Below are 22,201 nucleotides of genomic sequence, written 5' to 3' on the forward strand. Positions count from 1 at the left end.
CGCGAGCGCGCAAGCTCTCAACCGGTGCCGTCCGGGGGCACGGTGACGCGCGCGGTGCGGCGCTCGCCGTCCAGCACCCTCAGCGCCCGCGCCAGGGTGGCCTCGTGCAGCTCCGTCTCGCCACGGCTGTGCATCAGCGCCAGCGCGTCGCGCAGTTCCACCGCCTTGCGCACCAGCGCCTGGGCGGCCCGCAGTCCGCTGTAGGTGTGGCCGTGCCGCGCCGGATTGACCCGGCCCAGCAGGTCGGCAGCCTCCAGGTAACGGTCGATCAACTCGCCCTCGGCCCGGGTCAGGGCCGGCAACGGCGGAAGTTCCGGTGGCAGCATCGGCGGCTCACCCCGCGTCCGGGGTGACGGTGCGCGAGGACTTGCGGCTGGGGACGACCCCGTCCACCAGCCCGTACTCCAGAGCGCCCCGGGCGTCCAGCACCAGGTCCCGTTCGAGGTCGGCGTCGACCCGCTCAGGATCGCGGCCGGTGTGGCGAACGAGCATGTCCTCCAGCAGGCCGCGCATCCGGACCAGTTCGTCCGCCTGGATGGCGAGATCGCTCGGCTGACCCCGCGTCGGCTCGGGCAGCGACGGCTGCTGGAGCACCACCCGCGCGCCCGGCAGCGCGAACCGTTTGCCCGGTGTGCCCGCGGCGAGCAGCACCGCGGCTGACGAGCCCGCCTGTCCCAGGCAGATCGTCTCCACGTCGCAGCCGACGTACCGCATGGTGTCGTAGATCGCCGTCATCGCGCTGAACGAGCCGCCCGGGGAGTTGATGTACAGCGAGATGTCCCGGTCGGGCGCGTCGTACTCCAGATACATGAACTGCGCCATGACGTCGTTGGCCGAGACCTCGTCGATCGGTGTCCCGAGGAGCACGATCCGCTCCTGCAGCAGCTTGGAGTACGGATCGACGGTGCGGTAGCCGCCTCCGGTTCGCTCGGTGAACTCGGGCAGGACGTGACGGGCGGACGGTCGGGTCATGGCGTTCCCCTCCTCGGGCGGCGCTATCTGTAAAAAATGTACAGGACGTACGTGACGTTATGATGGGGGTATGGCCTACGAGATTCCGGTGACGCAAGCCAGGGCTGAACTCGCCGACCTGATCAACCGCGTGGTGTACGGCGGTGAGCGCGTCGTCGTGACCCGGCACGGCAAGCCCCTGGTCGCCCTCGTCTCCGCCGCCGACCTGGAACGACTCGACGCACTCGACCAGCCGGAGGAGGAGCGGGTGATCAGCTCCGTCTCGCACACCCGCGACGCCACGTCCGCTCCTCGCGAACAGCAGCGCTTCGGCATCGCGGCGGAACACCGACGGCCCGACCGCTCCTAGCGGCGCCCCGCAGGCCGGCCTGGGGACCGGGGCGGTCGCTGTCGCGCCGTATACGGTCCGGGCGCGGTCCGGGCTCCCTGCCGGCCGCGTGGCCCGTCCGCGGCCGAACGAGGGATCACGGAACGGTTAACGTGCCCGAAACCCGCTCGCACTAGCCTGCCGATCCACGCCAACAGGGACTTTGCCCCGTGGCCGCGGCAACCGGGCCCCGCACGGTCCGGAGCGAGGACTGTGAGGTGGGACGTGCAACTGACCCCGCACGAGCAAGAGAGGCTGCTGATCCACGTCGCGGCCGACGTCGCCGAGAAGCGCCGGGCCCGTGGGCTGAAGCTCAACCACCCCGAGGCGGTCGCGCTCATCACCTCGCACATCCTCGAAGGCGCGCGTGACGGCCGTACCGTCGCCGAACTCATGTCCTCCGGGCGCAAGCTGCTCACCCGGGACGACGTCATGGAGGGCGTCCCGGAGATGATCCACGACGTACAGGTCGAGGCCACCTTCCCGGACGGCACCAAGCTCGTCACCGTCCACGACCCCATCGTCTGAGGGGCCGTCCATGATTCCCGGAGAGATCCTGTTCGCGGACGGCCCCGTGGTGTTCAACGAGGGCCGCGAGGTCACCCGTGTCACCGTCCTCAACGCCGCCGACCGGCCCGTCCAGGTCGGCTCCCACTACCACTTCGCCGAGGCCAACCCCGGTCTGGAGTTCGACCGGGGCGCCGCGCGGGGCAAGCGCCTCAACGTCGCCGCCGGCACCGCCGTGCGCTTCGAGCCCGGTGTCCCCGTCGACGTCGAACTCGTCCCGCTCGCCGGCGCCCGTGTCGTACCAGGCCTGCGCGGGGAGACCGGAGGTGCCCTCGATGCCTGAGATCTCCCGTGCCGCCTACGCGGACCTGTTCGGCCCGACCACCGGTGACCGGATCCGGCTCGCCGACACCGACCTGCTGATCGAGATCGAGGAGGATCGTTCCGGCGGTCCCGGACGCGCCGGTGACGAGGCGGTCTTCGGCGGCGGCAAGGTCATCCGAGAGTCCATGGGCCAGTCCCGCGCCACCCGCGCGGAAGGCACCCCCGACACCGTCGTCACCGGCGTCGTCATCGTCGACCACTGGGGCGTCGTCAAGGCCGACCTCGGCATCCGCGACGGCCGGATCACCGGAATCGGCAAGGCCGGCAACCCCGACACCATGGACGGCGTCCACCCGGACCTGGTCATCGGCCCGGAGACCGAGGTGATCGCGGGCAACGGGCGGATCCTCACCGCCGGCGCCATCGACGCGCACGTCCACTTCATCTGCCCCCAGATCGCCGACGAGGCTCTTGCGGCCGGCATCACCACGCTGGTCGGCGGCGGCACCGGACCGGCCGAGGGCTCCAAGGCGACCACCGTCACCCCGGGCCCCTGGCACCTGGCCCGGATGCTGGAGGCGATGGAGCAGTACCCGCTGAACATCGGCTTCCTCGGCAAGGGCAACACCGTCTCGCACGAGGCGATGCTGTCCCAGATCCGCGGCGGCGCGCTGGGCCTGAAGCTGCACGAGGACTGGGGCGCCACCCCGGCCGTCATCGACGCCTCGCTGACCGTCGCCGACCGCACCGGCATCCAGGTCGCCATCCACACCGACACCCTCAACGAGGCCGGCTTCGTGGGCGACACGCTTGGCGCAATCGCCGGACGCGGCATCCACGCGTACCACACGGAGGGTGCGGGCGGCGGGCACGCGCCGGACATCATGACCGTGGTCTCGGAGCCGCACGTGCTGCCCAGTTCCACCAACCCGACGCGGCCGTTCACCGTCAACACCGCCGAGGAACACCTCGACATGCTGATGGTGTGCCACCACCTCAACCCGGCCGTCCCCGAGGACCTGGCCTTCGCCGAGTCCCGGATCCGGCCGTCGACCATCGGCGCCGAGGACATACTGCACGACCTGGGCGCGATCTCGATCATCTCCTCGGACTCCCAGGCCATGGGGCGGGTGGGTGAGGTCGTGCTGCGCACCTGGCAGACCGCGCACGTGATGAAGCGGCGGCGGGGTGCGCTGCCCGGTGACGGGCGGGCCGACAACCTGCGGGTGCGCCGGTACGTCGCCAAGTACACGATCAACCCCGCGCTCGCCCAGGGCCTCGCCCGCGAGATCGGTTCCGTCGAGACCGGCAAGCTCGCCGACCTGGTGCTGTGGGAGCCGGCGTTCTTCGGGGTCAAGCCGCACCTCGTGCTCAAGGGCGGCCAGATCGCGTACGCGCAGATGGGCGACGCCAACGCGTCCATTCCCACGCCGCAGCCGATCCTCCCGCGGCCGATGTACGGGGCGATCGGCCGGGCACCGGCCGCGAACTCGTTCAACTTCGTGGCGCCGCTCGCCATCGAGGACGGGCTGCCGGAACGGCTGCAGCTGGGGAAGCGCTTCGTCGCCATCGAGTCGACGCGCGGTGTGACGAAGGCGGACATGAGGGAGAACGACGCCCGGCCGCGTGTCCAGGTCGATCCCGACAGCTTCGCCGTGCACATCGACGGGGAACTGGTCGAGGCGGCACCGGCGGCCGAACTTCCCATGGCCCAGCGTTACTTCCTCTTCTGATGTCCAGGGCAGCACTTCTCGTCCTGGCCGACGGCCGGTTTCCCGCCGGTGGGCACGCGCACTCGGGCGGGGCCGAGGCGGCCGTCAAGGCCGGGCGGATCAGCGGGGCCGCGAGCCTGGAGGACTTCTGCAGGGGGCGGTTGCACACCGCGGGGCTCGTGGCGGGTGCGCTCGCCGCGGCCGCGGCGCTCGGTGTGGACCCGGCCGTGCTGGACGCCGCGGCGGACGCGCGGACGCCGTCGCCCGCGTTGCGGGGTGCCGGGCGGCGGCTGGGGCGGCAGCTGCTGCGGGCCGCTCGGGCGACCTGGCCGTGCGGTGAACTGGACGCGTTGGCAAGGGGGTTCCCCAAGGGGGCGCATCAGCCGGTGGTGCTGGGGCTCGTGGCCAGGGCGGCCGGGCTGGAGGCGTTGGACGCGGCGTACTGTGCGGCGTACGAGAGCGTGAGCGGGCCCGCTGCCGCGGTGGTGCGGTTGCTGAGCCTGGATCCGTTCGACGCGACGGCGGTGCTGGCCCGGCTGGCGCCGGAGCTGGATCGTGTCGCGGACCGGGCGGTGGAGGCGGCTCGGCGGGCGGTCGGGGAGGGGGCCGACGTGTTGCCCGCGGCGTCGGCGCCGTTGCTGGAAATCGGAGCGGAGTGGCATGCGGGGTGGTCCGTGCGGTTGTTCGCCTCGTAGGGGGTTTCGCCTCCGCCGCCCCTACCCTTCCCGTCCCCAGGGGCTCCGCCCCTTCGACCCCGCCAGGGGGCTTCGCCCCCTGGACCCCCGTATCGGCCTGAACGGCCTAGTCCTCGAACTCCCCCAGAGGGAGCACCCCCAGACGGGCTGATTGATGGAGCTGTCCTCATGCATCTTGACCACACCCACACCACCCCCGCCCTCAGCGCCGACGCCCGCCTGCCCGGCGGAAGTCGGCGGGCGCTGCGGATCGGCCTCGGTGGGCCCGTCGGGTCCGGGAAGACCGCCACCGTCGCCGCGCTCTGCCGGGCGTTGCGGGACGAGATGTCGCTCGCGGTCGTCACGAACGACATCTACACCCGGGAGGACGCCGAGTTCCTGCTCAGAGAGGCAGTGCTGCCGCCGGAGCGGATCACCGCCGTGGAGACGGGCGCCTGTCCGCACACCGCGATCCGGGACGACATCTCCGCCAACCTCGAAGCCGTGGAGGACCTGGAGGACGAGGTCGGGCCGTTGGACCTGATCCTGGTCGAGTCCGGCGGGGACAACCTGACCGCCACCTTCTCCAGGGGGCTGGTGGACGCGCAGATCTTCGTCATCGACGTGGCAGGCGGGGACGACATCCCGCGCAAGGGCGGGCCCGGCGTGACCACCGCCGACCTGCTCGTGGTCAACAAGACCGACCTGGCACCGTACGTCGGCTCCGACCTCGCGCGGATGGCCGCCGACGCGAAGGTGCAGCGCGGCGAACTGCCGGTCGTCTTCCAGTCGCTCAGGAGCGAGCCGGGTGTGACGGACGTGGCCGACTGGGTGCGCGCCCGGCTCGCGGCGTGGGCGGCATGACCGTGACCGGGGTGCGGGGCACCGCCCGGATCGTCGCCCGGGACGACGGGCGGGGCGGTACCGCACTGCCCGTGCTGGACGGCGAGGGGCCGCTGGCGCCGCGCCGGACCCGGGCGAGCGGGGGCGAAGCGCGGGTCGTGCTCGTCGGGGCGATGAGCGGGCCTCTCGGCGGCGACCGGTTCGACGTGACGGCGGAGGTGGGGCAGGGTGCCCGGCTGCACGTGCGCTCCGCCGCCGCGACCATCGCGTTGCCGGGGCAGCGGAAGGGGGAATCCCGGTACGACGTACGGCTCGTCGTGGCCGACGGAGGTGAACTGCACTGGCTGCCTGAGCAGTTGATCTCTGCCCGCGGCAGCGACCTGTACGTCTCCACACACGTCGATCTCGCGGCCGGGGCCCGGCTCGTGCTGCGCGAGGAGCAGGTACTGGGCCGGACCGGGGAGGAGCCCGGGCGACTGACCAGCCGTCTCACCGTGCGGATAGCCGGGCGGACAGTACTCGACCAGGAGCTGGCCTGCGGGCCCGGCGCGCCGGGCGGCTGGGACGGTCCCGCCGTGCTCGCGGGACACCGAGCCGTCGGGCAACTCGTCGTCGTCCGGCCCGAGTTCGACCGGGAGCCGGTGGCGGCGCGGATGCTGGGGGAGGGAGCCGCCATCGCGCCGCTCGCCGGTCCCGCCGTGCTGGTGACCGCCGTCGCGGCCGACGCGCTGCGACTGCGGCGGGTACTGGACGAGGCGCTGGCGCAGTTGGCCTGATCCGCTGAACGGGACGTCAACGTCCGGTTATCGGATTGGTAAAGAAGGTCAACGGCCCCTGTCCTCAGGTGGTTCACAGCCGCGAGGATCCTCCGTGACCATTCGCTGCGATGTACGGGGAGGGGCCCCACTTGAGGGACACGAGACCGAAGAACCGCGTGCTGGCGCTCGGTTCGGCCGGAGCACTCGTCACGGCGACCCTGCTGGCCGGTGCCGTCTCGGCGCCCACGGCCGGCGCGGCCGAGCGGCACGGCCAGGACCGGGAGGCACGCGGCGCCGCGATCGCCGCCGCCCGGGCCGCCAAGGCCGGGATCGACTGGCACGACTGCCCGGCCGACTGGGGGCTGGAGAAGCCCATCCAGTGCGGCTGGGTCTCCGTACCGGTCGACTACGCGAAGCCGTACGGCAAGCAGATCAAGCTCGCCGTCGACCGTATCGGCAACACGGGGACCAAGGGGGAGCGCCAGGGCGCGCTCGTCTACAACCCCGGCGGTCCGGGCGGCTCCGGCATGCGTTTCCCGCGCCGGGTCACCACCAAGAGCGCCCTGTGGGTCAACACCGCCAAGGCGTACGACTTCGTGGGCTTCGACCCGCGCGGTGTCGGTCACTCCGCGCCCATCTCCTGCATCGACCCGCAGGAGTTCGTCAAGGCGCCCAAGGCCGACCCGGTGCCGGACACCGAGGCGGACAAGACCGCCCAGCGCAAGCTGGCCCGTGAGTACGCGGACGGCTGCCACGAGCGCAGCGGCGGGATGCTGCCCTACATGACCACGCCGAACACCGCCCGCGACCTGGACGTCATCCGTGCCGCGCTCGGCGAGAAGAAGCTCAACTACCTCGGCGTCTCCTACGGCACCTACCTCGGCGCCGTCTACGGCACGCTCTTCCCGGGGCACGTCCGCCGGATGATCGTGGACAGCGTGGTCAACCCGTCCCGCCAGAACATCTGGTACGAGGCCAACCTGGAGCAGGACGTCGCCTTCGAGGGCCGCTGGAAGGACTGGGAGGACTGGGTCGCCGCCAACGACGCCAGCTTCCACCTCGGCACCACCCGGACCGCGGTCCAGGACAAGTGGCTCCAGTTGCGCGCCACCGCCAAGAAGAACCCCATCGGCGGGGTCGTCGGCCCGGCCGAGCTGATCTCCTTCTTCCAGAGCGCCCCGTACTACGACTCCTCGTGGGTGCCGGTGGCGACGACGTTCAGCAAGTACTTCGCGGGTGACACCCAGGCGCTGGTCGACGCCGCCGCTCCGGACATGTCCGACACCGCGGGCAACATCACCTCGGAGAACAGCAACGCCGTCTACACGGCCGTCGAGTGCGCCGACGCCAAGTGGCCCACCAGCTGGCGCAAGTGGGACCGCGACAACACGCGGCTCAACAAGAACTACCCGTTCATGACCTGGGCCAACGCGTGGATGAACCTGCCGTGCGCGACCTGGCCGGTCAAGCAGCAGACCCCGTTGCACGTCAAGACCCACAAGGGCCTGCCGCCGGTTCTCATCGTGCAGTCCACGCGTGACGCCGCCACCCCGTACGAGGGCGCCGTCGAACTGCACAAGAGCTTCAAGGGCTCCCGTCTGGTCACCGAGAAGGACGCGGGCTCCCACGGCGTGACCGGCCTGGTCAACCCGTGCGTCAACGACCGGGTGGACGCCTACCTGCTCACCGGCAAGCTGGACACCGCGGACGTCACCTGCGCTCCGCACGCCACGCCCAAGCCGTAATCGCATCACGACGACCGAGGGGCGGCCGGAGTTCCGGTCGCCCCTCGGTCATGCCGGTCAGCTCAGCGGCAGCCGCGGGAAGCGGCGTTCCTTCTCGGCGCCCGCCGCGGCCTGCTCCGCCTTGACCACCGCCGCGTACTCGTCGACGTACTCCTGCTCGGACAGCGACAGAACGGCGTACATGATCTCGTCGGTGATGGCTCGCAGGACGGCCTTCTCGTTCTCCATGCCCGTGTAGCGGGAGAAGTCCAGCGGCTCGCCGAAACGGATGGCGATGGGGTGGATGCGCGGGATGACGCGCCCCGGCGGCTGCGCCTCGAAGGTGCCGATCATCGCGCAGGGGACGACCGGTACCCCTGCCTGCAGCGCCATCACCGCGACGCCGACCTTGCCCTTGTACAGACGGCCGTCGTGCGAGCGGGTGCCCTCGGGATAGATGCCGAGCAGTTCGCCCTTGCGGAGTACGCCGAGCCCCTCACGGATCGCGGCCTGGCCCGCCTCCTTGCCGGAGCGGTCGACCGGGATCTGGCCGGCGCTGCGGAAGAAGAACGCGGTCAGACGGCCCTTCAGGCCCGGTCCCGTGAAGTACTCGGCCTTGGCCAGGAAGGTGATGCGCCGTTTGAGGATGGCCGGCATCAGGAAGTGGTCCGCGAAGGACAGGTGGTTGCCGGCGACGATGGCCGCTCCGGAGGACGGCACGTGGTCGAGGCCTTCGATGCGGGGCCGGAAGACCAGCCTCAACAGCGGCCCGAGCAGCACGTACTTGAGCAGGTAGTAGAACAAGGGGTCGCTCCTCACTCCGGGTGGATCGGCTCAACCGCAGAGTTCTCGCAGGTCAACCGGCATGTCAAACGGGGTGTCAGTGTAAGTGCAGCCGTAGTCCCGCGGAACCGGTTCCGGCCGTGTCGATGACGACCCGCCACCGGCCTTCCTGGCGGGCGATCCGGGTGCGGAATACCCCCAGGGGGTATATGGTTGGGGGAGTCGAGAGCTGATCGCGAAAGGGAGACCGACGATGGACCACGCGACGCACGACCACCAGCACCACGGGCACCAGGGACACCACGGGCACCACCAGGCGACCGGTACGTCCTGGAGCATGGCCGCCCGGGCCACGCTCCACTGCCTCACCGGCTGCGCCATCGGCGAGGTCCTCGGCCTGGTCATCGGCACCGCGGCCGGCCTGCACAACGCGGCCACCGTGGTCATCTCCATCGTCCTGGCGTTCGTCTTCGGTTACGCGCTGACCATGCGGGGCGTCCTGCGCGCCGGTGTCCCCCTGGGGCAGGCGGTCAAGGTCGCGCTGGCCGCCGACACCGTGTCCATCGCGGTGATGGAACTGATCGACAACACGGTCATGGTCGGCGTGCCCGGCGCCATGGACGCGGGCCTTGCCGACTGGCTGTTCTGGGCCTCACTCGTGCTGTCCCTGGCTCTTGCGTTCGTGCTGACCACCCCCGTGAACCGGTGGATGATCGGCCGCGGCAAGGGGCACGCGGTCGTGCACGCCCACCACTGAGCACGGGCCGGCCCGTCGAGCACAGGCCGGCCCGTGCCGCCGCTCACGAGCCACCGGTGGCGCCACCGACGGTGATGTCCGTCTTCATGCCGAGGTCCTTGTGCCCGTCCACCGGGCAGTACAGCTCGTACGAGCCGTTCTTCAGCGTGACCCTGAGCTGCGCAGACTGGCCCGGAGCGAGGTCGTGGGGCAGCCGCACGTCACCGCCCTGTCCCTCGACCTCCAGGGAGTGCGCGATGTGCCCCTTGTTCTCGGCGACGAAGGTGTAGTCACCCGACTTGAACGTCTTCGACGACAGGGTCAGCTTGTACTCGGTCATCTGCACGGTCACCGTCGTACCCATCGGCTTGCCGCTTGCCGACGGGGAGGACGAGGGGGAGGACGACGGTGACGGCGACGCGGAGGACGTGGTCCCGGTTCCCACGCTGCCCGACCCCGAGTTGCCGCACGCCGTGAGCACGGCGGCCAGCGTCATCACGCACGCCCCCACCGCCGCTCCGCTCCGGCTGAGTGTTCCAGCCATGGCCGGTCCTCCTCGCTGCGTCAGCGTTCTGAGACGTCGGGCCCGACGGAGACCGGTTCGCGGGCCGACCTGTACGGCAGTCCCGGAGAGGCGCCACGGGCCACCCGGCCGCCCAGCCAGGCAAGGAATGCAAGAACGAAGAGTCCCTCGACGAGCAGGGACAGCGGGCCGTACGGCGTCTCCCAGCCGGGTTCGTAATAACCGGCCGGCAGGCCGACGGTGCGCGACAGCACAAAGCCGACGATCATCCCGAGACTGACCAGGGTCCCGGTCAGCCAAGCGGCCAGCGGGCGCCTCATGGCGACCAGCGCCACCGCCACCGCGAACATGACGGCGCTCCCCACCGCGAAGAGGACGCCGATGTAGAACATCTCCTCCAGGTGGTCGGGGACGAGAAGCGTGTGCAGCGCCGTGTTGGCCACGGCGCAGCACACTCCCAGTCCCGTGAGGCCGGCTTCGACGGCATGGGTGGGATTCATCGTGGCTCCAGGTGTTCCGCTCCTGTGAGGGATACGGAGAACAGCTCTCGGCGGATTGCGCCCGCCGGGAACCCGGAACCGCGAACCTCAGCTTCCTCGGACGAGCACCCGCTCCAACGCGCCCAGCGCGGAACGGAGTTCCTCCGCGGTGATGGTCAGTGGCGGGGCCAGCCGGATCGTCGAGCCGTGGGTGTCCTTGACCAGGATCCCCTCCCGCATGAGACGTTCGCTGACCTCGCGACCGGTGCCGAGGGCGGGATCCACGTCGACGCCCGCCCACAGTCCGCGCGAGCGGAAGCCGACCACGCCCCGGCCGGTCAGCCCCGCCAGCCCCTCGCGCAGCACGCCGCCCAGCTCGGCCGCCCGGCGCTGGAACGCACCCGTCTCGAGCAGCTCGACGACCGCCGTGCCGACCGCCGCCGCGAGCGGGTTGCCGCCGAACGTGGAACCGTGCTCGCCGGGCCGCAGCACACCGAGGACCTCGCGGCGGCCCACCACGGCCGACACCGGCACGATTCCGCCGCCCAGCGCTTTGCCGAGCAGCACCAGGTCCGGGACGACGTCCTCGTGCTCGACGGCGAGCGTGCGGCCGGTGCGGCCCAGCCCCGACTGGATCTCGTCCGCGACGAACAGACAGCCCGCGCGCCGGGTCAGCTCGCGGACACCGCGCAGATAGCCGTCGGCGGGGACGATCACGCCCGCCTCGCCCTGGACGGGTTCGATCAGCACGGCCGCCGTCGTCTCGTCGACGGCCGCCTCCAGCGCGGCCAGGTCGTCGTACGGGACGATCCGGAAACCCGGCGCGAAGGGCCCGAAGCCCGCGCGGGCCGTCTCGTCGGTGGAGAAGCCGACGATCGTCGTCGTACGGCCGTGGAAGTTCTCCGCCGCCACCACGATCGTCGCCCGGTCGGCGGGCACACCCTTCACCTCGTACGCCCACTTGCGGGCCACCTTGATGCCGCTCTCCACGGCCTCGGCGCCGGTGTTCATCGGCAGCACCATGTCCTGCCCGGTCAGCGCGGCGAGCCGCTCGGCGAACCCGGCGAGCCGGTCGTTGTGGAAGGCGCGCGAGGTCAGCGTCAGCAGGTCGAGCTGGCGGTGGGCGGCCTCGATCAGCGCGGGGTGGCGGTGGCCGAAGTTGAGGGCCGAGTAGCCGGCCAGCATGTCCAGGTAGCGGCGGCCCTCGACGTCCTCCACCCAGGCGCCCTCGGCCCGGGCGACCACCACCGGCAGCGGATGGTAGTTGTGCGCGAGGACCGGCTCCTCCGCGCGGATCAGGTCGGCGGACGTACGGGTGCGTGCGGGTGCGCTCATGAGCGGATCTCCTGGGTGCAGCACTTGATGCCGCCGCCGGCCTTGTGGAACTCCGACAGGTCGACGGGGACGGGGACGTAGCCGTGCTCGGCGAGGCGGCCGGCGAGTGCCTCGGCCCGCGGCGCGATGAAGACGTGCCGGCCGTCGGACACCGAGTTGAGGCCGAACGCCATCGCGTCGTCGCGGGTGGCGAGCACCGCGTTCGGGTACAGGCGCGCGAGCACCTCCCGGCTGCCGGCCGAGAAGGCCTCGGGGTAGTAGGCGATGTTGTCGTCGTCGAGGACGAACAGCGCGGTGTCCAGGTGGTAGAAGTACGGGTCCACCAGCGTCAGGCTGATCACCGGGTGACCGAAGTACTCCTGCACCTCGCGGTGCGCCTCACGCGTCGTGCGGAAGCCGGTCCCGGCCAGCAGGTACCGGCCCGTCCACACCAGGTCGCCCTCGCCCTCGCAGACGGACTCGGGACGGTGCACGTCGAACCCGGCCGACCTGAACCAGGTGTCGTAGTGGGCCGACTCGGGGCGCCGCTCCGGCGCGTGGAAGAGGGAGCCGAAGACCCGGCCGTCGACGACCACCGCGGAGTTCGCGGCGAAGACCATGTCCGGCAGGCCGGGGGCCGGGTCCACGGTGTCGACGGTGTGGCCGTGGGTGCGGTAGGCGCTCATCAGCGCCTGCCACTGCTCCCGGGCCAGGTCCACGTCGACGCGGGTGTCGGGATGCATCCAGGGATTGATCGCGTACTGCACGGCGAAGTGTCTGGGTTCGCAGACGAGGAAGCGCCTGAGGCGCGGTACACGGCTGTCGGGCACAGAGGTGTTCCTCCGCTTCCTGCGGTGCCGAACGAGGGTTGACTCCAAGGTAAGAACGGACCCGGACGCCCGACAAGGAACGACACCTGCGTCTTTGCGCAGGATCGCTGCGTTGTGAACCCGATCAGCGCACGTCTGCTGCGCCTGGCCCGTCCCCGTCCGGCGCGGCCTGGGTGGCTCCCGCCTCCGGACTTTCCGGGAGGAGGTGGGACAGCACCATCACGCTGATCGTCTTCCTGATGAACGGCTCCGTGCGGATCCGCTCCAGCACCTCCTCGAAGTGCTCCACGTCCCGGGCCCGCACGTGCAGCAGCGCGTCCGCGCCGCCCGTCACGGTCATGGCCGCCGTGATCTCCGGATGGTTGCGGACCACCTCGGCCAGCCGCCTCGGCGGCGCCGCCCCCTCGCAGTACACCTCCACGTACGCCTCCGTGCGCCAGCCCAGCGCCGACGGCTTCACGGTGGCCGTGAACCCCGTGATCACACCCGTGTCCCGCAGCCGGTCCACACGCCGCTTCACCGCGGTGGCCGACAGCCCGATCGCCGCACCGATCTCGGCGAAGCTGGTCCTGGCGTTCGCCATCAACGCCGTGATGATCTTGCGGTCGAGCTCGTCGAACGGGACGGTCCTGCTGTTCATGTCGGCACTGTATCCAGCGGCGACGTCCACACCCGGCACATGTCCAGGCGTGCGGATTCCTCCTACACTCCACGTTCATGCTGCGCGCCCTCGCCGTCGACGACGAACGGCCCTCGCTCGAAGAACTCCTGTACCTGCTCAACGCCGACCCGCGCATCGCCGCCGCCGAGGGTGCCGGGGACGCCACCGGGGCGTTGCGCCGCATCACCCGCGCCCTGGAGTCCGGGCCGGCCGGGCCCGACGCCATCGACGTGGTCTTCCTCGACATCCAGATGCCCGGCCTCGACGGCCTGGAGATGGCCCGGCTGTTGACCGGGTTCGCCCGGCCGCCACTGGTCGTCTTCGTCACCGCCCACGAGGACTTCGCCGTACGGGCGTTCGATCTGGAGGCGGTCGACTACGTGCTCAAGCCCGTCCGCAAGGAACGTCTCGCCGAAGCCGTCCGCCGGGCCGCCGAACTGCGCGGCACCGCACCGCCGATACCCGTGCACGAACCCGACCCCGACCAGATACCCGTCGAACGCGGCGGCGTGACCCGCTTCCTCGCCGTCGACGACATCACCCACGTGGAGGCGCACGGCGACTACGCCCGCCTGCACACCTGCAACGGCAGCCACCTCGTCCGCATCCCGCTGTCCGCCCTGGAGGAACGCTGGCGGGCCCGGGGTTTCGTCCGCATCCACCGCCGGCACCTCGTGGCCCTGCGCCACATCGGCGAACTCCGCCTGGACGCGGGCACCGTGAGCGTCCTGGTCGGCGACGAGGAACTCCAGGTCAGCCGACGGCACGCCCGCGAACTACGGGACCTGCTGATGCGCCGGACGGCGGGGTAGGGATACCGCAGTGGAGCCCACCGAACGCCGAGTCACCGTCACCGGACCGCCCCGCCGCACCCGCGGCAGAGCCTCCGGCTACTACCGGCCGCGCACCGAGATCGACGAGCTCACCACCCTCGGCCACACCTACCTCCGCTCCCTGATGCGCACTCAACTGCGCGCCGCGCTCACCGGCTTCGCGGTCCTCGTCCTGCTCGTCGGCCCGCTCCCGCTGGTCTTCGCGGCCGCCCCCGACGCCCGTCGCCTGTCCTGGGCGGTGCTCGGCTTCTGCCTGTACGCGCCGCTGATCCTGGTCGCCCGCTGGTACGTGCGCCGCGCCGAACGCAACGAGCGCGACTTCGTACGCCTGGTGGAAGACCGGTGAACTCCGGTTACGCGGTGCCCGCCGTCGCCCTCGTCGTCGTGACCACCGTCCTCGTCGGTGCCTTCGGTCTGCGCGTCTCCCGCACCACCTCCGACTTCTACGTCGCCTCCCGCACCGTCGGCCCCCGCCTCAACGCGGCCGCCATCAGCGGCGAGTACCTCTCCGCCGCCTCCTTCCTCGGCATCGCGGGGCTGGTCCTGGTCCAAGGCCCGGACATGCTCTGGTACCCGGTCGGCTACACGGCCGGCTACCTCGTCCTGCTCCTCTTCGTCGCCGCCCCGCTGCGCCGTTCCGGCGCCTACACCCTGCCGGACTTCGCCGAGGCCCGGCTCGCCTCACAGGGCGTGCGACGGCTGGCCGGAGCCTTCGTGGTCGGCGTCGGCTGGCTGTACCTGCTGCCCCAACTGCAGGGTGCCGGGCTGACCTTGGCGGTGCTCACCGGGGCCCCCGACCCGCTCGGCGGGATCATCGTGGCCGTGGTCGTGGTGGCGACCGTCGCCGCGGGCGGCATGCGCAGCATCACCTTCGTGCAGGCCTTCCAGTACTGGCTCAAGCTCACCGCGCTCCTCGTCCCCGCGCTCTTCCTCGTCCTCGCCTGGCAGACCGACGGCGGCCCGAGACCCGCCTTCGCGGAACCGGCCGCCTTCCGCGAGCAGCGCACCGTCCTCGTCGACGACACCCTCGACCTCCGGCTCCGGGAGCCACTCACCATCACCGTCAGCGGCAGGATCGACGGCCGCGCCCACGACGGCACCCGGCTCCGCCTGCCCGCCGGCACCCACCGCATCGAGGGCGGCACCCGCCTGACCTTCGCCCGGGGCACCCCCGTCCCCGCCGCCGACCGGGGCAGCAACGGCGGCATGTCGACCTCCCTCGCGGCGAGCCGCGAGGAACGCCCGCTGTACGCCACGTACGGGCTGATCCTGGCCACGTTCCTCGGCACCATGGGCCTGCCGCACGTCGTCGTCCGCTTCTACACCAGCCCGCACGGAGTCGCCGCCCGCCGCACCACGGTCGCCGTCCTCGCCCTGATCGGCGGCTTCTACCTGCTGCCACCGATGTACGGCGCCCTCGGCCGCCTGTACGCCCCCGAGCTCACCCTCAGCGGTGACGCGGACGCCGCCGTCCTGCTGCTGCCCGGCCGGATGATCGGCGGCGTCGGCGGCGACCTGCTGGGCGCGCTGGTGGCGGGCGGCGCCTTCGCCGCGTTCCTGTCCACCGCGTCGGGGCTGACCATGGCGGTCGCCGGAGTGCTCACCCAGGACGTGCTGCCCTCGCGCGGGGTACGGCATTTCCGGCTGGGCACGGCGCTCGCCATGGCCGTGCCGCTCGTGGCGAGCATGCTGGTGGGCGGGCTGCCGGTGGCCGACGCGGTCGGGCTGGCCTTCGCCGTCTCCGCGTCGTCCTTCTGCCCGCTGCTGGTCCTCGGCATCTGGTGGCGGCGGCTGACCCCGCCCGGCGCGGCCGCGGGCATGCTGGTGGGAGGCGGCTCGGCGTTCCTCGCCGTCGCCGCGACCATGGCCGGCTTCCCCGGCACCAGCCCGCTGCACGCCCTCCTCGCCTGGCCCGCCCTGTGGTCGGTGCCGCTGGGCTTCCTCACCATGGTGCTGGTGTCCCTGGCCACCCCGGCCCGGGTGCCGCCCGGCACGGCGGCGATCCTGGCCCGCTTCCACCTGCCCGAGGAACTGCGGTCCGAGGTGACGGCTTGAGCGGCTTCCTCGCGGGTCTGTGCGCCGCCGTCCTGCCGCTGCTGGCGGCCGGATTCTGGATCGGGCGGCGCACCGCCCGGCCGGGAAGCCCGGGAGACCTCGGTACCCCGATCGAGCACGCCACCTTCCAGACCCTCCACACCGCCTCCCTCGCCGCGCCCCCGCTGCGGGCCGGGCTGACCGGGGAGACCGCCCGGAAGTCGGCCCGTGGCCTGCGCACACTGCTCGGCACGGACGCGCTGTGCCTGACCGACCTGGAGGAGGTACTGGTCTGGGACGGGGCGGGCGGCCACCATCGCGCCGAGGTCATGGAGCGGTTGGCGGGGTCGCTGGAGACCGGCCGCGGGGAGGCGTTCCGGCTGAGCTGCGAGACCCCCGACTGCCCGGTCCGCTGGGCCGTCGTCGCGCCCCTCACCGTCGACGACCGGGTCCACGGCGCGCTGGTCGCCTGCGCCCCGCGCGAGTCCGCCGTCCTGGTCCGCGCGGCCGGTGAGGTGGCCCGATGGGTGAGCGTCCAGCTGGAACTGGCGGACCTCGACCGGTCCCGGACCCGGCTCATCGAGGCCGAGATCAAGGCCCTGCGCGCCCAGATATCGCCGCACTTCATCTTCAACTCACTCGCGGTGATCGCCTCGTTCGTGCGCACCGACCCCGAACGTGCCCGGGAGCTGCTCCTGGAGTTCGCCGACTTCACCCGCTACTCGTTCCGCAGGCACGGCGACTTCACCACCCTCGCCGACGAGCTGCACGCCATCGACCACTACCTGGCACTGGTCCGGGCCCGCTTCGGCGACCGCCTCTCCGTCACCCTGCAGATCGCCCCCGAGGTGCTGCCGGTCACCCTGCCCTTCCTGTGCCTGCAGCCCCTCGTGGAGAACGCCGTCAAGCACGGCCTGGAGGGCAAGGCCGACGCCTGCCACATCCAGATCACCGCGCAGGACGCGGGCGCCGAGGCCCTCGTCGTCATCGAGGACGACGGCGTCGGCATGGACCCCGCGCTGCTGCGCCGGATCCTCGCCGGCGAGGTCGGCCCGTCCGGCGGCATCGGCCTGTCCAACGTCGACGACCGGCTCCGCCAGGTCTACGGCGACGACCGCGGTCTCGTCATCGAGACCGCGGTCGGCGCGGGCATGAAGATCACCGCCCGGCTGCCCAAGTACCAGCCCGGCGTGCACTCGGCGGGCCGGCTCACGGCGGACTGACCGGCAGCGGTAGGTGCCCCGCGTGGTCGGGTGCTCCGCGTGGTCAGGTGCTCTGCCTGGTCAGGTGCTCTGTGTCATGATCATGGCGATCGTGAGCAGCCCCAGCACGACCCAGCCGAACCACAGCCAGCCGTTGCTCCCGAGCGCCACCGTGTAGGCCGTCACCACCACCAGCCCTCCGACGGTGAGCACCCCCATGGCCTTCGTAGAACCGTTCGTGGAACCGGGCATCGCACCAGCCTCCTGTAGGGTCCGTCCCCCCATGGTGCCCCGGAAGACCGGCTTTCTCAGCCCTCGCGCGCGTTCAGCGAGGCCAGGTAGGCGTTGTACGCCTCCAGCTCCTGGTCCCCGTCGCGGTCGGCGGCCCGGTCCTTGCGCTTGGCCTGCCGTTGCTCCGAGCCGTACCACTGGAACAGCAGCGCGATCAGCACCAGCACGGACGGGATCTCACTGAACGCCCAGGCGATGCCGCCGGCCGCGTTCTGGTCGGAGAGCGCGTCGATGCCGAGCGAGGCGGGAGGGTTCCGGAACGTCTCCACCATCGGCGTCGAGGCCATCATCAACGCGATCCCGAAGAACGCGTGGAACGGCATGCCCGCGAACAGCTCCAGCATCCGCAGCAGATATCCGGGCCGGTGCGGCCCCGGGTCCACGCCGATGATCGGCCAGAAGAACACCACGCCCACCGCGAGGAAGTGCACCATCATCGCGACGTGCCCGGTCTTCGACCCCATGAGGAAGTCGAAGAGCGGCGTGAAGTAGAGCCCGTACAGGCTCGCGATGAACAGCGGGATCGTGAACACCGGGTGGGTGATCACCCGCATGTACCGGCTGTGCAGCAGCGCCAGCAGCAGCTCGCGCGGGCCCTTGCGGCCCCTGCCCGCCGTCGGCAGGGCGCGCAGCGCCAGCGTCACCGGCGCGCCCAGCAGCACCAGGATCGGCGACAGCATGCTGATCACCATGTGCTGCACCATGTGCACGCTGAACATGACCATGCCGTAGTCGTTCAGCCGGGTGCACATCATCAGCCCGATGGTCAGCACCCCCGCGACGTACGACACCGTCCGGCCGACCGGCCAGGCGTCACCGCGCCGCCGCAGCCGCACGACCCCCCAGCCGTACAGCCCGAGCCCCACCAGGCAGGCGACGAGGAAGAACGGGTCCGCCGACCACTGAAGACCCCGTCCCAGCGTGAACGGCGGCAGATCCATGATCATGCCGTGCCCGCTGTGATCCATCGCCGGCTCCTGATTCGTGGGGGTTGTACGCGTCTGTCCGCCCCCCAAGAGTAGAACCGCCCCCGGTCACGTCTGCGACCGGGGGCAGGGTGCTCCCACCCCGACCAGGACCTCAGAGCACGCACTCAGCCTCGTCGTACCGCTCCGAGGGCACGGTCTTCAGCGTCTCCACGGCCTCCGCCAGCGACACCATCACGATGTCCGTACCGCGCAACGCCGTCATCCTGCCGAACTCCCCGCGGTGCACCGCCTCCACCGCGTGCCAGCCGAAGCGCGTGGCGAGGACGCGGTCGTACGCGGTGGGCGTGCCACCGCGCTGCACATGTCCGAGGATGACCGGCCGGGCCTCCTTGCCCAGCCGCTGCTCCAGCTCGACGGAGAGCTGCCGGGCGATCCCGGCGAAACGCTCGTGGCCGTAGATGTCCTTGCCGCCCTCGTCGAACTCCATGGAGCCGGCCCTCGGCTTGGCGCCCTCGGCCGCCACCACGATCGCGAACCGCTTGCCCGCCTCGAACCGCTCGCCGACCTTCCGGGTCAGCTCCTCGATGTCGAAGGGGCGCTCCGGCACCACGATGGCGTGCGCGCCGGCCGCCATGCCGGAGTGCAGCGCGATCCAGCCGGTGTGGCGGCCCATGACCTCCACGATCAGTACGCGCTGGTGGGACTCGGCGGTGGTCTTCAGCCGGTCCAGGGCCTCGGTGGCGACGCCGACGGCCGTGTCGAAGCCGAAGGTGACGTCCGTGACCGCGATGTCGTTGTCGATGGTCTTCGGCACACCGACGATGGGCAGGCCGTTGTCCGACAGCAGACGGGCCGCCTTCAGCGTGCCCTCACCGCCGATCGGGATGATCGCGTCCAGGCCGAGCTCCTCGACATGCCCCTTGGCCCGCGCCACACCGTCCCGCAGATGCTCAGGGCGGACCCGGGAGGAGCCGAGGATGGTGCCGCCACGCGCCAGGATGCCGCTCACGGCGTCGAGGTCGAGCTTGAGGTAGTCGCACTCCAGGAGGCCTTTCCAGCCGTCCCGGAAACCGATGACCTCGTCGCCGTGGTCGACGACGGCACGGTGCACGACGGACCGGATGACGGCGTTCAGGCCGGGGCAGTCGCCGCCGGACGTGAGGACACCAATGCGCATAGCCCGATTACCTTCTAGACGTGGGCCGGGTAACCGGACCACGCTGTCCGGCTGGATCCCGGCCACCCTACCGGCGTGAGGGGGTGGCTCCGTAGCAGGCGTCCGCCTGCTGGACGCGCCCGCACATGTGAGCGGACGGACCGTCAGGCGGGCCTGCGAACCACTCTCCCGGACAGCGCTTGAAGGCGCCTTAAAGGGCTCTGTAACCCGGCCGCGCGGCTGTACCTACGCAGGCTGCCGCGCAGCTGTACCTACGCAGGCTGCTGCGCAGCTGTACCTACGCAGGCTGCTGCGCGGCTGTACCTACGCAGGCTGCTGCGCGGCTGTACCTACGCAGGCTGCTGCGCGGCTGTACCTACGCAGGCTGCTGCGCAGCTGTACCTACGCAGGCTGCTGCGCAGCTGTACCTACGCAGGCTGCTGCGCAGCCGCGATGCGCTCGTTGCGGAGCGCCTCGTACCACCGGTCGTCGATCGGCGGCAGCGCGTTGACGTCGAGCGCCAGCTTCAGCAGCAGGTCGGCGATCTGCGGGTTGCGGGCGAGGGCGGGCCCGTGCATGTACGTACCGAAGACGGTGTCGTTGTACGCGCCCTCGGTGCCGTCGCCGGTGCCGTTGCCCTTGCCCAGGCGGACCTGGGCGAGGGGACGGGCGGTGGGGCCGAGGTGGGTGATGCCCTGGTGGTTCTCGAAGCCGGTCAGCGGAGGCAGGCCGAGGCGCGGGTCGATGTCCGCGAGGACGTCGCCGACGCACCGCTCGCCCTCGTTGCGCACCGTGGTCACATCCAGCAGGCCGAGACCGGGCTCGCGCTGGCCGAGGTCGTTGACGAACTCGTGGCCGAGGATCTGGTAGCCGGCGCACACCGCGAAGACGATCGCGCCGTTCTGCACCGCCTGGTACAGGTGCCCGTCGCGGCGCAGCCGCTCGGCGGCGAGCCGCTGCGGCCGGTCCTCGCCGCCGCCGATCAGGTAGATGTCACCGGAGGTGGGGATCGGCTGGTCGCTGCGCACGTCGAGCCGCGCCACGTCCAGGCCGCGCTGCCGGGCCCGCCGCTCGATGACCAGCGCGTTGCCCTGGTCGCCGTAGGTGCTCAGCAGGTCCGGGTAGATCCACACCAGCCGCAGTTGGTTGTCGCTCATGAAGGGATCGTCACTCCGTTGTCCGATGTGGTCAGTTGCCGACGCGGCGGCGCAGGTCCTGGAACGCGGTGTAGTTCGCGATGACCTCGATCCGGCCCGGCGGGCACACCGATACGGCCTGGTCCAGGTTCTCGCAGACCTGGAAGTGCTGGTTCGCGACCTCCAGGCGCACCGCGAGGTCCAGCTTCCGGTCGCCGATGACGAAGATCGGATGGCCGGTCAGCCGGGTGTAGTCGACGTCCCACAGCCAGGAGGTGTCGGTGCCGTCGGCGCCACGGGCGTTCACGGAGAGGATCACCGGGGCGGGCGGCGGGTCGATGAGCGAGAACGTCTCCAGCCAGCCGGCCGGGTTCTTCGCCAGCAGCAGACGCAGGTCACGACCCTGGAACTGAACGACGTCGTACCGGCCGGCGACCGCCTGCACCTGGTACATCCGCTCCAGACCGACCTGCGGCGGCACCCCGAAGACGGCGGCGACGGCCGCGGAGGAGGTGGCGTTGGCCTTGTTGGCGCGGCCCGGCAGCTGCAGGTGGATCGGCCATGCGGAGCCGTGCGGGTCGAGGACGTGGTCCCCGGACAGCGCCCAGCTCGGCGTCGGACGGCGGAAGCCGCACTCGCCGCAGAACCAGTCGTCGCCCGGCCGCTGCATCACACCGCCGCAGGACGGGCAGGACCAGGCGTCGTCCTTCCACATCTGCCCGGCGGCGACCCAGATCACATTGGGGGAGGAGGACGCGGCCCACACCACGAGCGGGTCGTCGCAGTTGGCGACGATGACGGCCTTGGTACCGGCCAGGCCCTCGCGCCAGTTCTCGGCCAGCATCCGGGTCTCGGCGGCGCGGTCGAGTTGGTCGCGGGAGAGGTTCAGCAGCGCGATGCACTTGGGGTCGGTGTCCCGGGCCACACCGGCCAGGTACTTCTCGTCGACCTCGATCACGGCGAACTTGGCGTCCGAGCCGCCCGCCAGCGCCGAGGTGATGCCGGCCGGCATGTTGGCGCCGAGCGCGTTGGAGACGACCGGACCGGCGGCCCGCAGGGCCTCGGCGATGAGCCGGGTGGTCGTGGTCTTGCCGTTGGTCGCCGACACCAGGACGACGTCCAGGTTCTGGGCGAGCCGGGCCAGGAGGTCGGGGTCGAGCTTGAGCGCCACCCGGCCGCCGATCACCGATCCGCTGCCGCGCCCCGCTGCGCGCGACGCCGCCGCGACCGCTTTGCCCGCGGTCACGGCCAGCTTGGCCCGCGGCGTGAGCGGGTCCGAGTTGCCTGCCATCAGTTCTCGATCCTCCTTGCGTACGCGCCGCGCCTTGAGCCATCCGGCAACGTGGTGTGGCCTCAGCCTATCGAGATCCACTCACATGCCCGAACCGCGGCCCACGTCTGCGCGGCGGGCAT

At 71.4% G+C, this 22,201-nt stretch carries 26 protein-coding genes; 13 read left to right on the plus strand and 13 right to left on the minus strand.

Translation table 11 applies throughout. The features are described from left to right. Positions 1-17: 17 nt before the first annotated feature. Together ACFYZQ_RS12030 and ACFYZQ_RS12035 are read right to left on the minus strand one after the other, a co-directional pair. Entirely contained in the window at positions 18-326 is a 309-nt protein-coding gene (locus ACFYZQ_RS12030; RefSeq protein WP_388790048.1) for a hypothetical protein, read from the minus strand. Between the two features lie 7 nt (positions 327-333). Then, positions 334-972 carry an ATP-dependent Clp protease proteolytic subunit gene (locus tag ACFYZQ_RS12035; protein ID WP_389145106.1) on the minus strand — a complete coding sequence of 213 codons (639 nt, stop codon included), beginning with the start codon at positions 970-972 and terminating at the stop codon, positions 334-336. A gap of 70 nt (positions 973-1,042) precedes the next feature. On the opposite strand from ACFYZQ_RS12035, the gene ACFYZQ_RS12040 reads away from it, so the two are divergent. The 8 genes from ACFYZQ_RS12040 to ACFYZQ_RS12075 all read left to right on the plus strand — a co-directional run bounded on the left by ACFYZQ_RS12040 (position 1,043) and on the right by ACFYZQ_RS12075 (position 7,902). Next, positions 1,043-1,321, plus strand: a complete 279-nt coding sequence (locus tag ACFYZQ_RS12040) for a type II toxin-antitoxin system Phd/YefM family antitoxin (protein WP_389145109.1) — start codon at positions 1,043-1,045, stop codon at positions 1,319-1,321. A 243-nt stretch (positions 1,322-1,564) separates the two neighbouring features. Next, positions 1,565-1,867 (plus strand): urease subunit gamma, encoded by a 303-nt coding sequence (locus tag ACFYZQ_RS12045; protein ID WP_037890687.1) that lies wholly within the window; start codon positions 1,565-1,567, stop codon positions 1,865-1,867. Positions 1,868-1,877: 10 nt separating this feature from the next. Continuing rightward, entirely contained in the window at positions 1,878-2,189 is a 312-nt protein-coding gene (locus tag ACFYZQ_RS12050) for an urease subunit beta (RefSeq protein ID WP_389145112.1), read from the plus strand. Beyond that, positions 2,182-3,903: an urease subunit alpha gene (locus ACFYZQ_RS12055; protein ID WP_389145115.1), complete on the plus strand. Its 1,722-nt coding sequence runs from the start codon at positions 2,182-2,184 to the stop codon at positions 3,901-3,903. The genes ACFYZQ_RS12050 and ACFYZQ_RS12055 overlap by 8 nt, the downstream gene beginning before the upstream one ends. Then, positions 3,903-4,577, plus strand: a complete 675-nt coding sequence (locus ACFYZQ_RS12060) for an urease accessory protein UreF (RefSeq protein WP_389145118.1) — start codon at positions 3,903-3,905, stop codon at positions 4,575-4,577. Before ACFYZQ_RS12055 ends, ACFYZQ_RS12060 begins: the two co-directional genes overlap by 1 nt. A gap of 168 nt (positions 4,578-4,745) precedes the next feature. Further along, a complete protein-coding gene (gene ureG, locus ACFYZQ_RS12065) occupies positions 4,746-5,420 on the plus strand; it encodes an urease accessory protein UreG (RefSeq protein ID WP_389145121.1) in 675 nt (224 codons plus the stop codon). Then, on the plus strand, positions 5,417-6,175 hold the full coding sequence (locus tag ACFYZQ_RS12070; RefSeq protein WP_389145124.1) for an urease accessory protein UreD: 759 nt from the start codon (positions 5,417-5,419) through the stop codon (positions 6,173-6,175). Before ureG ends, ACFYZQ_RS12070 begins: the two co-directional genes overlap by 4 nt. Before the next feature lie 110 nt (positions 6,176-6,285). Next, positions 6,286-7,902, plus strand: a complete 1,617-nt coding sequence (locus tag ACFYZQ_RS12075; RefSeq protein ID WP_389145127.1) for an alpha/beta hydrolase — start codon at positions 6,286-6,288, stop codon at positions 7,900-7,902. A 57-nt stretch (positions 7,903-7,959) separates the two neighbouring features. On the opposite strand, the gene ACFYZQ_RS12080 is transcribed toward ACFYZQ_RS12075, so the two are convergent. Continuing rightward, complete coding sequence (locus ACFYZQ_RS12080; protein WP_389145130.1) at positions 7,960-8,685, minus strand: lysophospholipid acyltransferase family protein; 726 nt, start codon at positions 8,683-8,685, stop codon at positions 7,960-7,962. 232 nt (positions 8,686-8,917) lie between these two features. Between ACFYZQ_RS12080 and ACFYZQ_RS12085 the strand changes: the two genes are divergently transcribed. Beyond that, entirely contained in the window at positions 8,918-9,421 is a 504-nt protein-coding gene (locus tag ACFYZQ_RS12085; protein WP_389145133.1) for a DUF4396 domain-containing protein, read from the plus strand. A 43-nt stretch (positions 9,422-9,464) separates the two neighbouring features. Here the strand turns inward: ACFYZQ_RS12085 and ACFYZQ_RS12090 are convergent, their stop codons facing one another. From ACFYZQ_RS12090 to ACFYZQ_RS12110, 5 genes are all read right to left on the minus strand, one after another. Then, positions 9,465-9,944, minus strand: a complete 480-nt coding sequence (locus tag ACFYZQ_RS12090; RefSeq protein ID WP_389145135.1) for a copper-binding protein — start codon at positions 9,942-9,944, stop codon at positions 9,465-9,467. Positions 9,945-9,964: 20 nt separating this feature from the next. Continuing rightward, positions 9,965-10,423 (minus strand): hypothetical protein, encoded by a 459-nt coding sequence (locus ACFYZQ_RS12095; protein WP_389145138.1) that lies wholly within the window; start codon positions 10,421-10,423, stop codon positions 9,965-9,967. A gap of 87 nt (positions 10,424-10,510) precedes the next feature. Further along, positions 10,511-11,737 carry an ornithine--oxo-acid transaminase gene (gene rocD / locus ACFYZQ_RS12100; protein ID WP_389145141.1) on the minus strand — a complete coding sequence of 409 codons (1,227 nt, stop codon included), beginning with the start codon at positions 11,735-11,737 and terminating at the stop codon, positions 10,511-10,513. Then, a complete protein-coding gene (gene ddaH, locus ACFYZQ_RS12105; RefSeq protein ID WP_389145144.1) occupies positions 11,734-12,546 on the minus strand; it encodes a dimethylargininase in 813 nt (270 codons plus the stop codon). The genes rocD and ddaH overlap by 4 nt, the downstream gene beginning before the upstream one ends. Before the next feature lie 124 nt (positions 12,547-12,670). Continuing rightward, positions 12,671-13,186 (minus strand): Lrp/AsnC family transcriptional regulator, encoded by a 516-nt coding sequence (locus ACFYZQ_RS12110; RefSeq protein WP_389145146.1) that lies wholly within the window; start codon positions 13,184-13,186, stop codon positions 12,671-12,673. A 77-nt stretch (positions 13,187-13,263) separates the two neighbouring features. On the opposite strand from ACFYZQ_RS12110, the gene ACFYZQ_RS12115 reads away from it, so the two are divergent. The 4 genes from ACFYZQ_RS12115 to ACFYZQ_RS12130 are packed head-to-tail and all read left to right on the plus strand — an operon-like array spanning position 13,264 to position 17,297. Beyond that, positions 13,264-14,019 carry a LytR/AlgR family response regulator transcription factor gene (locus ACFYZQ_RS12115; protein WP_389145149.1) on the plus strand — a complete coding sequence of 252 codons (756 nt, stop codon included), beginning with the start codon at positions 13,264-13,266 and terminating at the stop codon, positions 14,017-14,019. Positions 14,020-14,029: 10 nt separating this feature from the next. Continuing rightward, positions 14,030-14,386 carry a hypothetical protein gene (locus ACFYZQ_RS12120; protein ID WP_389145152.1) on the plus strand — a complete coding sequence of 119 codons (357 nt, stop codon included), beginning with the start codon at positions 14,030-14,032 and terminating at the stop codon, positions 14,384-14,386. Then, entirely contained in the window at positions 14,383-16,095 is a 1,713-nt protein-coding gene (locus ACFYZQ_RS12125; protein WP_389145155.1) for a cation acetate symporter, read from the plus strand. Before ACFYZQ_RS12120 ends, ACFYZQ_RS12125 begins: the two co-directional genes overlap by 4 nt. Beyond that, positions 16,092-17,297, plus strand: coding sequence for a sensor histidine kinase (locus tag ACFYZQ_RS12130; RefSeq protein ID WP_389145158.1), 1,206 nt, complete (start codon positions 16,092-16,094; stop codon positions 17,295-17,297). Before ACFYZQ_RS12125 ends, ACFYZQ_RS12130 begins: the two co-directional genes overlap by 4 nt. Positions 17,298-17,357: 60 nt before the next feature. On the opposite strand, the gene ACFYZQ_RS12135 is transcribed toward ACFYZQ_RS12130, so the two are convergent. The 5 genes from ACFYZQ_RS12135 to ACFYZQ_RS12155 all read right to left on the minus strand — a co-directional run bounded on the left by ACFYZQ_RS12135 (position 17,358) and on the right by ACFYZQ_RS12155 (position 22,079). Continuing rightward, the gene (locus tag ACFYZQ_RS12135; RefSeq protein ID WP_389145161.1) at positions 17,358-17,528 is read right to left on the minus strand and encodes a hypothetical protein; all 171 of its coding nucleotides are present in this window, start codon (positions 17,526-17,528) and stop codon (positions 17,358-17,360) included. Between the two features lie 56 nt (positions 17,529-17,584). Continuing rightward, positions 17,585-18,535 carry a cytochrome c oxidase assembly protein gene (locus ACFYZQ_RS12140; RefSeq protein ID WP_389145163.1) on the minus strand — a complete coding sequence of 317 codons (951 nt, stop codon included), beginning with the start codon at positions 18,533-18,535 and terminating at the stop codon, positions 17,585-17,587. 112 nt (positions 18,536-18,647) lie between these two features. Beyond that, entirely contained in the window at positions 18,648-19,673 is a 1,026-nt protein-coding gene (locus ACFYZQ_RS12145) for a 6-phosphofructokinase (RefSeq protein ID WP_389145166.1), read from the minus strand. A gap of 407 nt (positions 19,674-20,080) precedes the next feature. Further along, complete coding sequence (locus tag ACFYZQ_RS12150; protein WP_388790108.1) at positions 20,081-20,809, minus strand: type 1 glutamine amidotransferase; 729 nt, start codon at positions 20,807-20,809, stop codon at positions 20,081-20,083. A 31-nt stretch (positions 20,810-20,840) separates the two neighbouring features. Further along, entirely contained in the window at positions 20,841-22,079 is a 1,239-nt protein-coding gene (locus ACFYZQ_RS12155) for a MurT ligase domain-containing protein (protein WP_389145169.1), read from the minus strand. Positions 22,080-22,201: the final 122 nt, after the last annotated feature.

This window comes from Streptomyces sp. NPDC001843 (assembly GCF_042891955.1).
Taxonomy (GTDB): Bacteria; Actinomycetota; Actinomycetes; order Streptomycetales; family Streptomycetaceae; genus Streptomyces.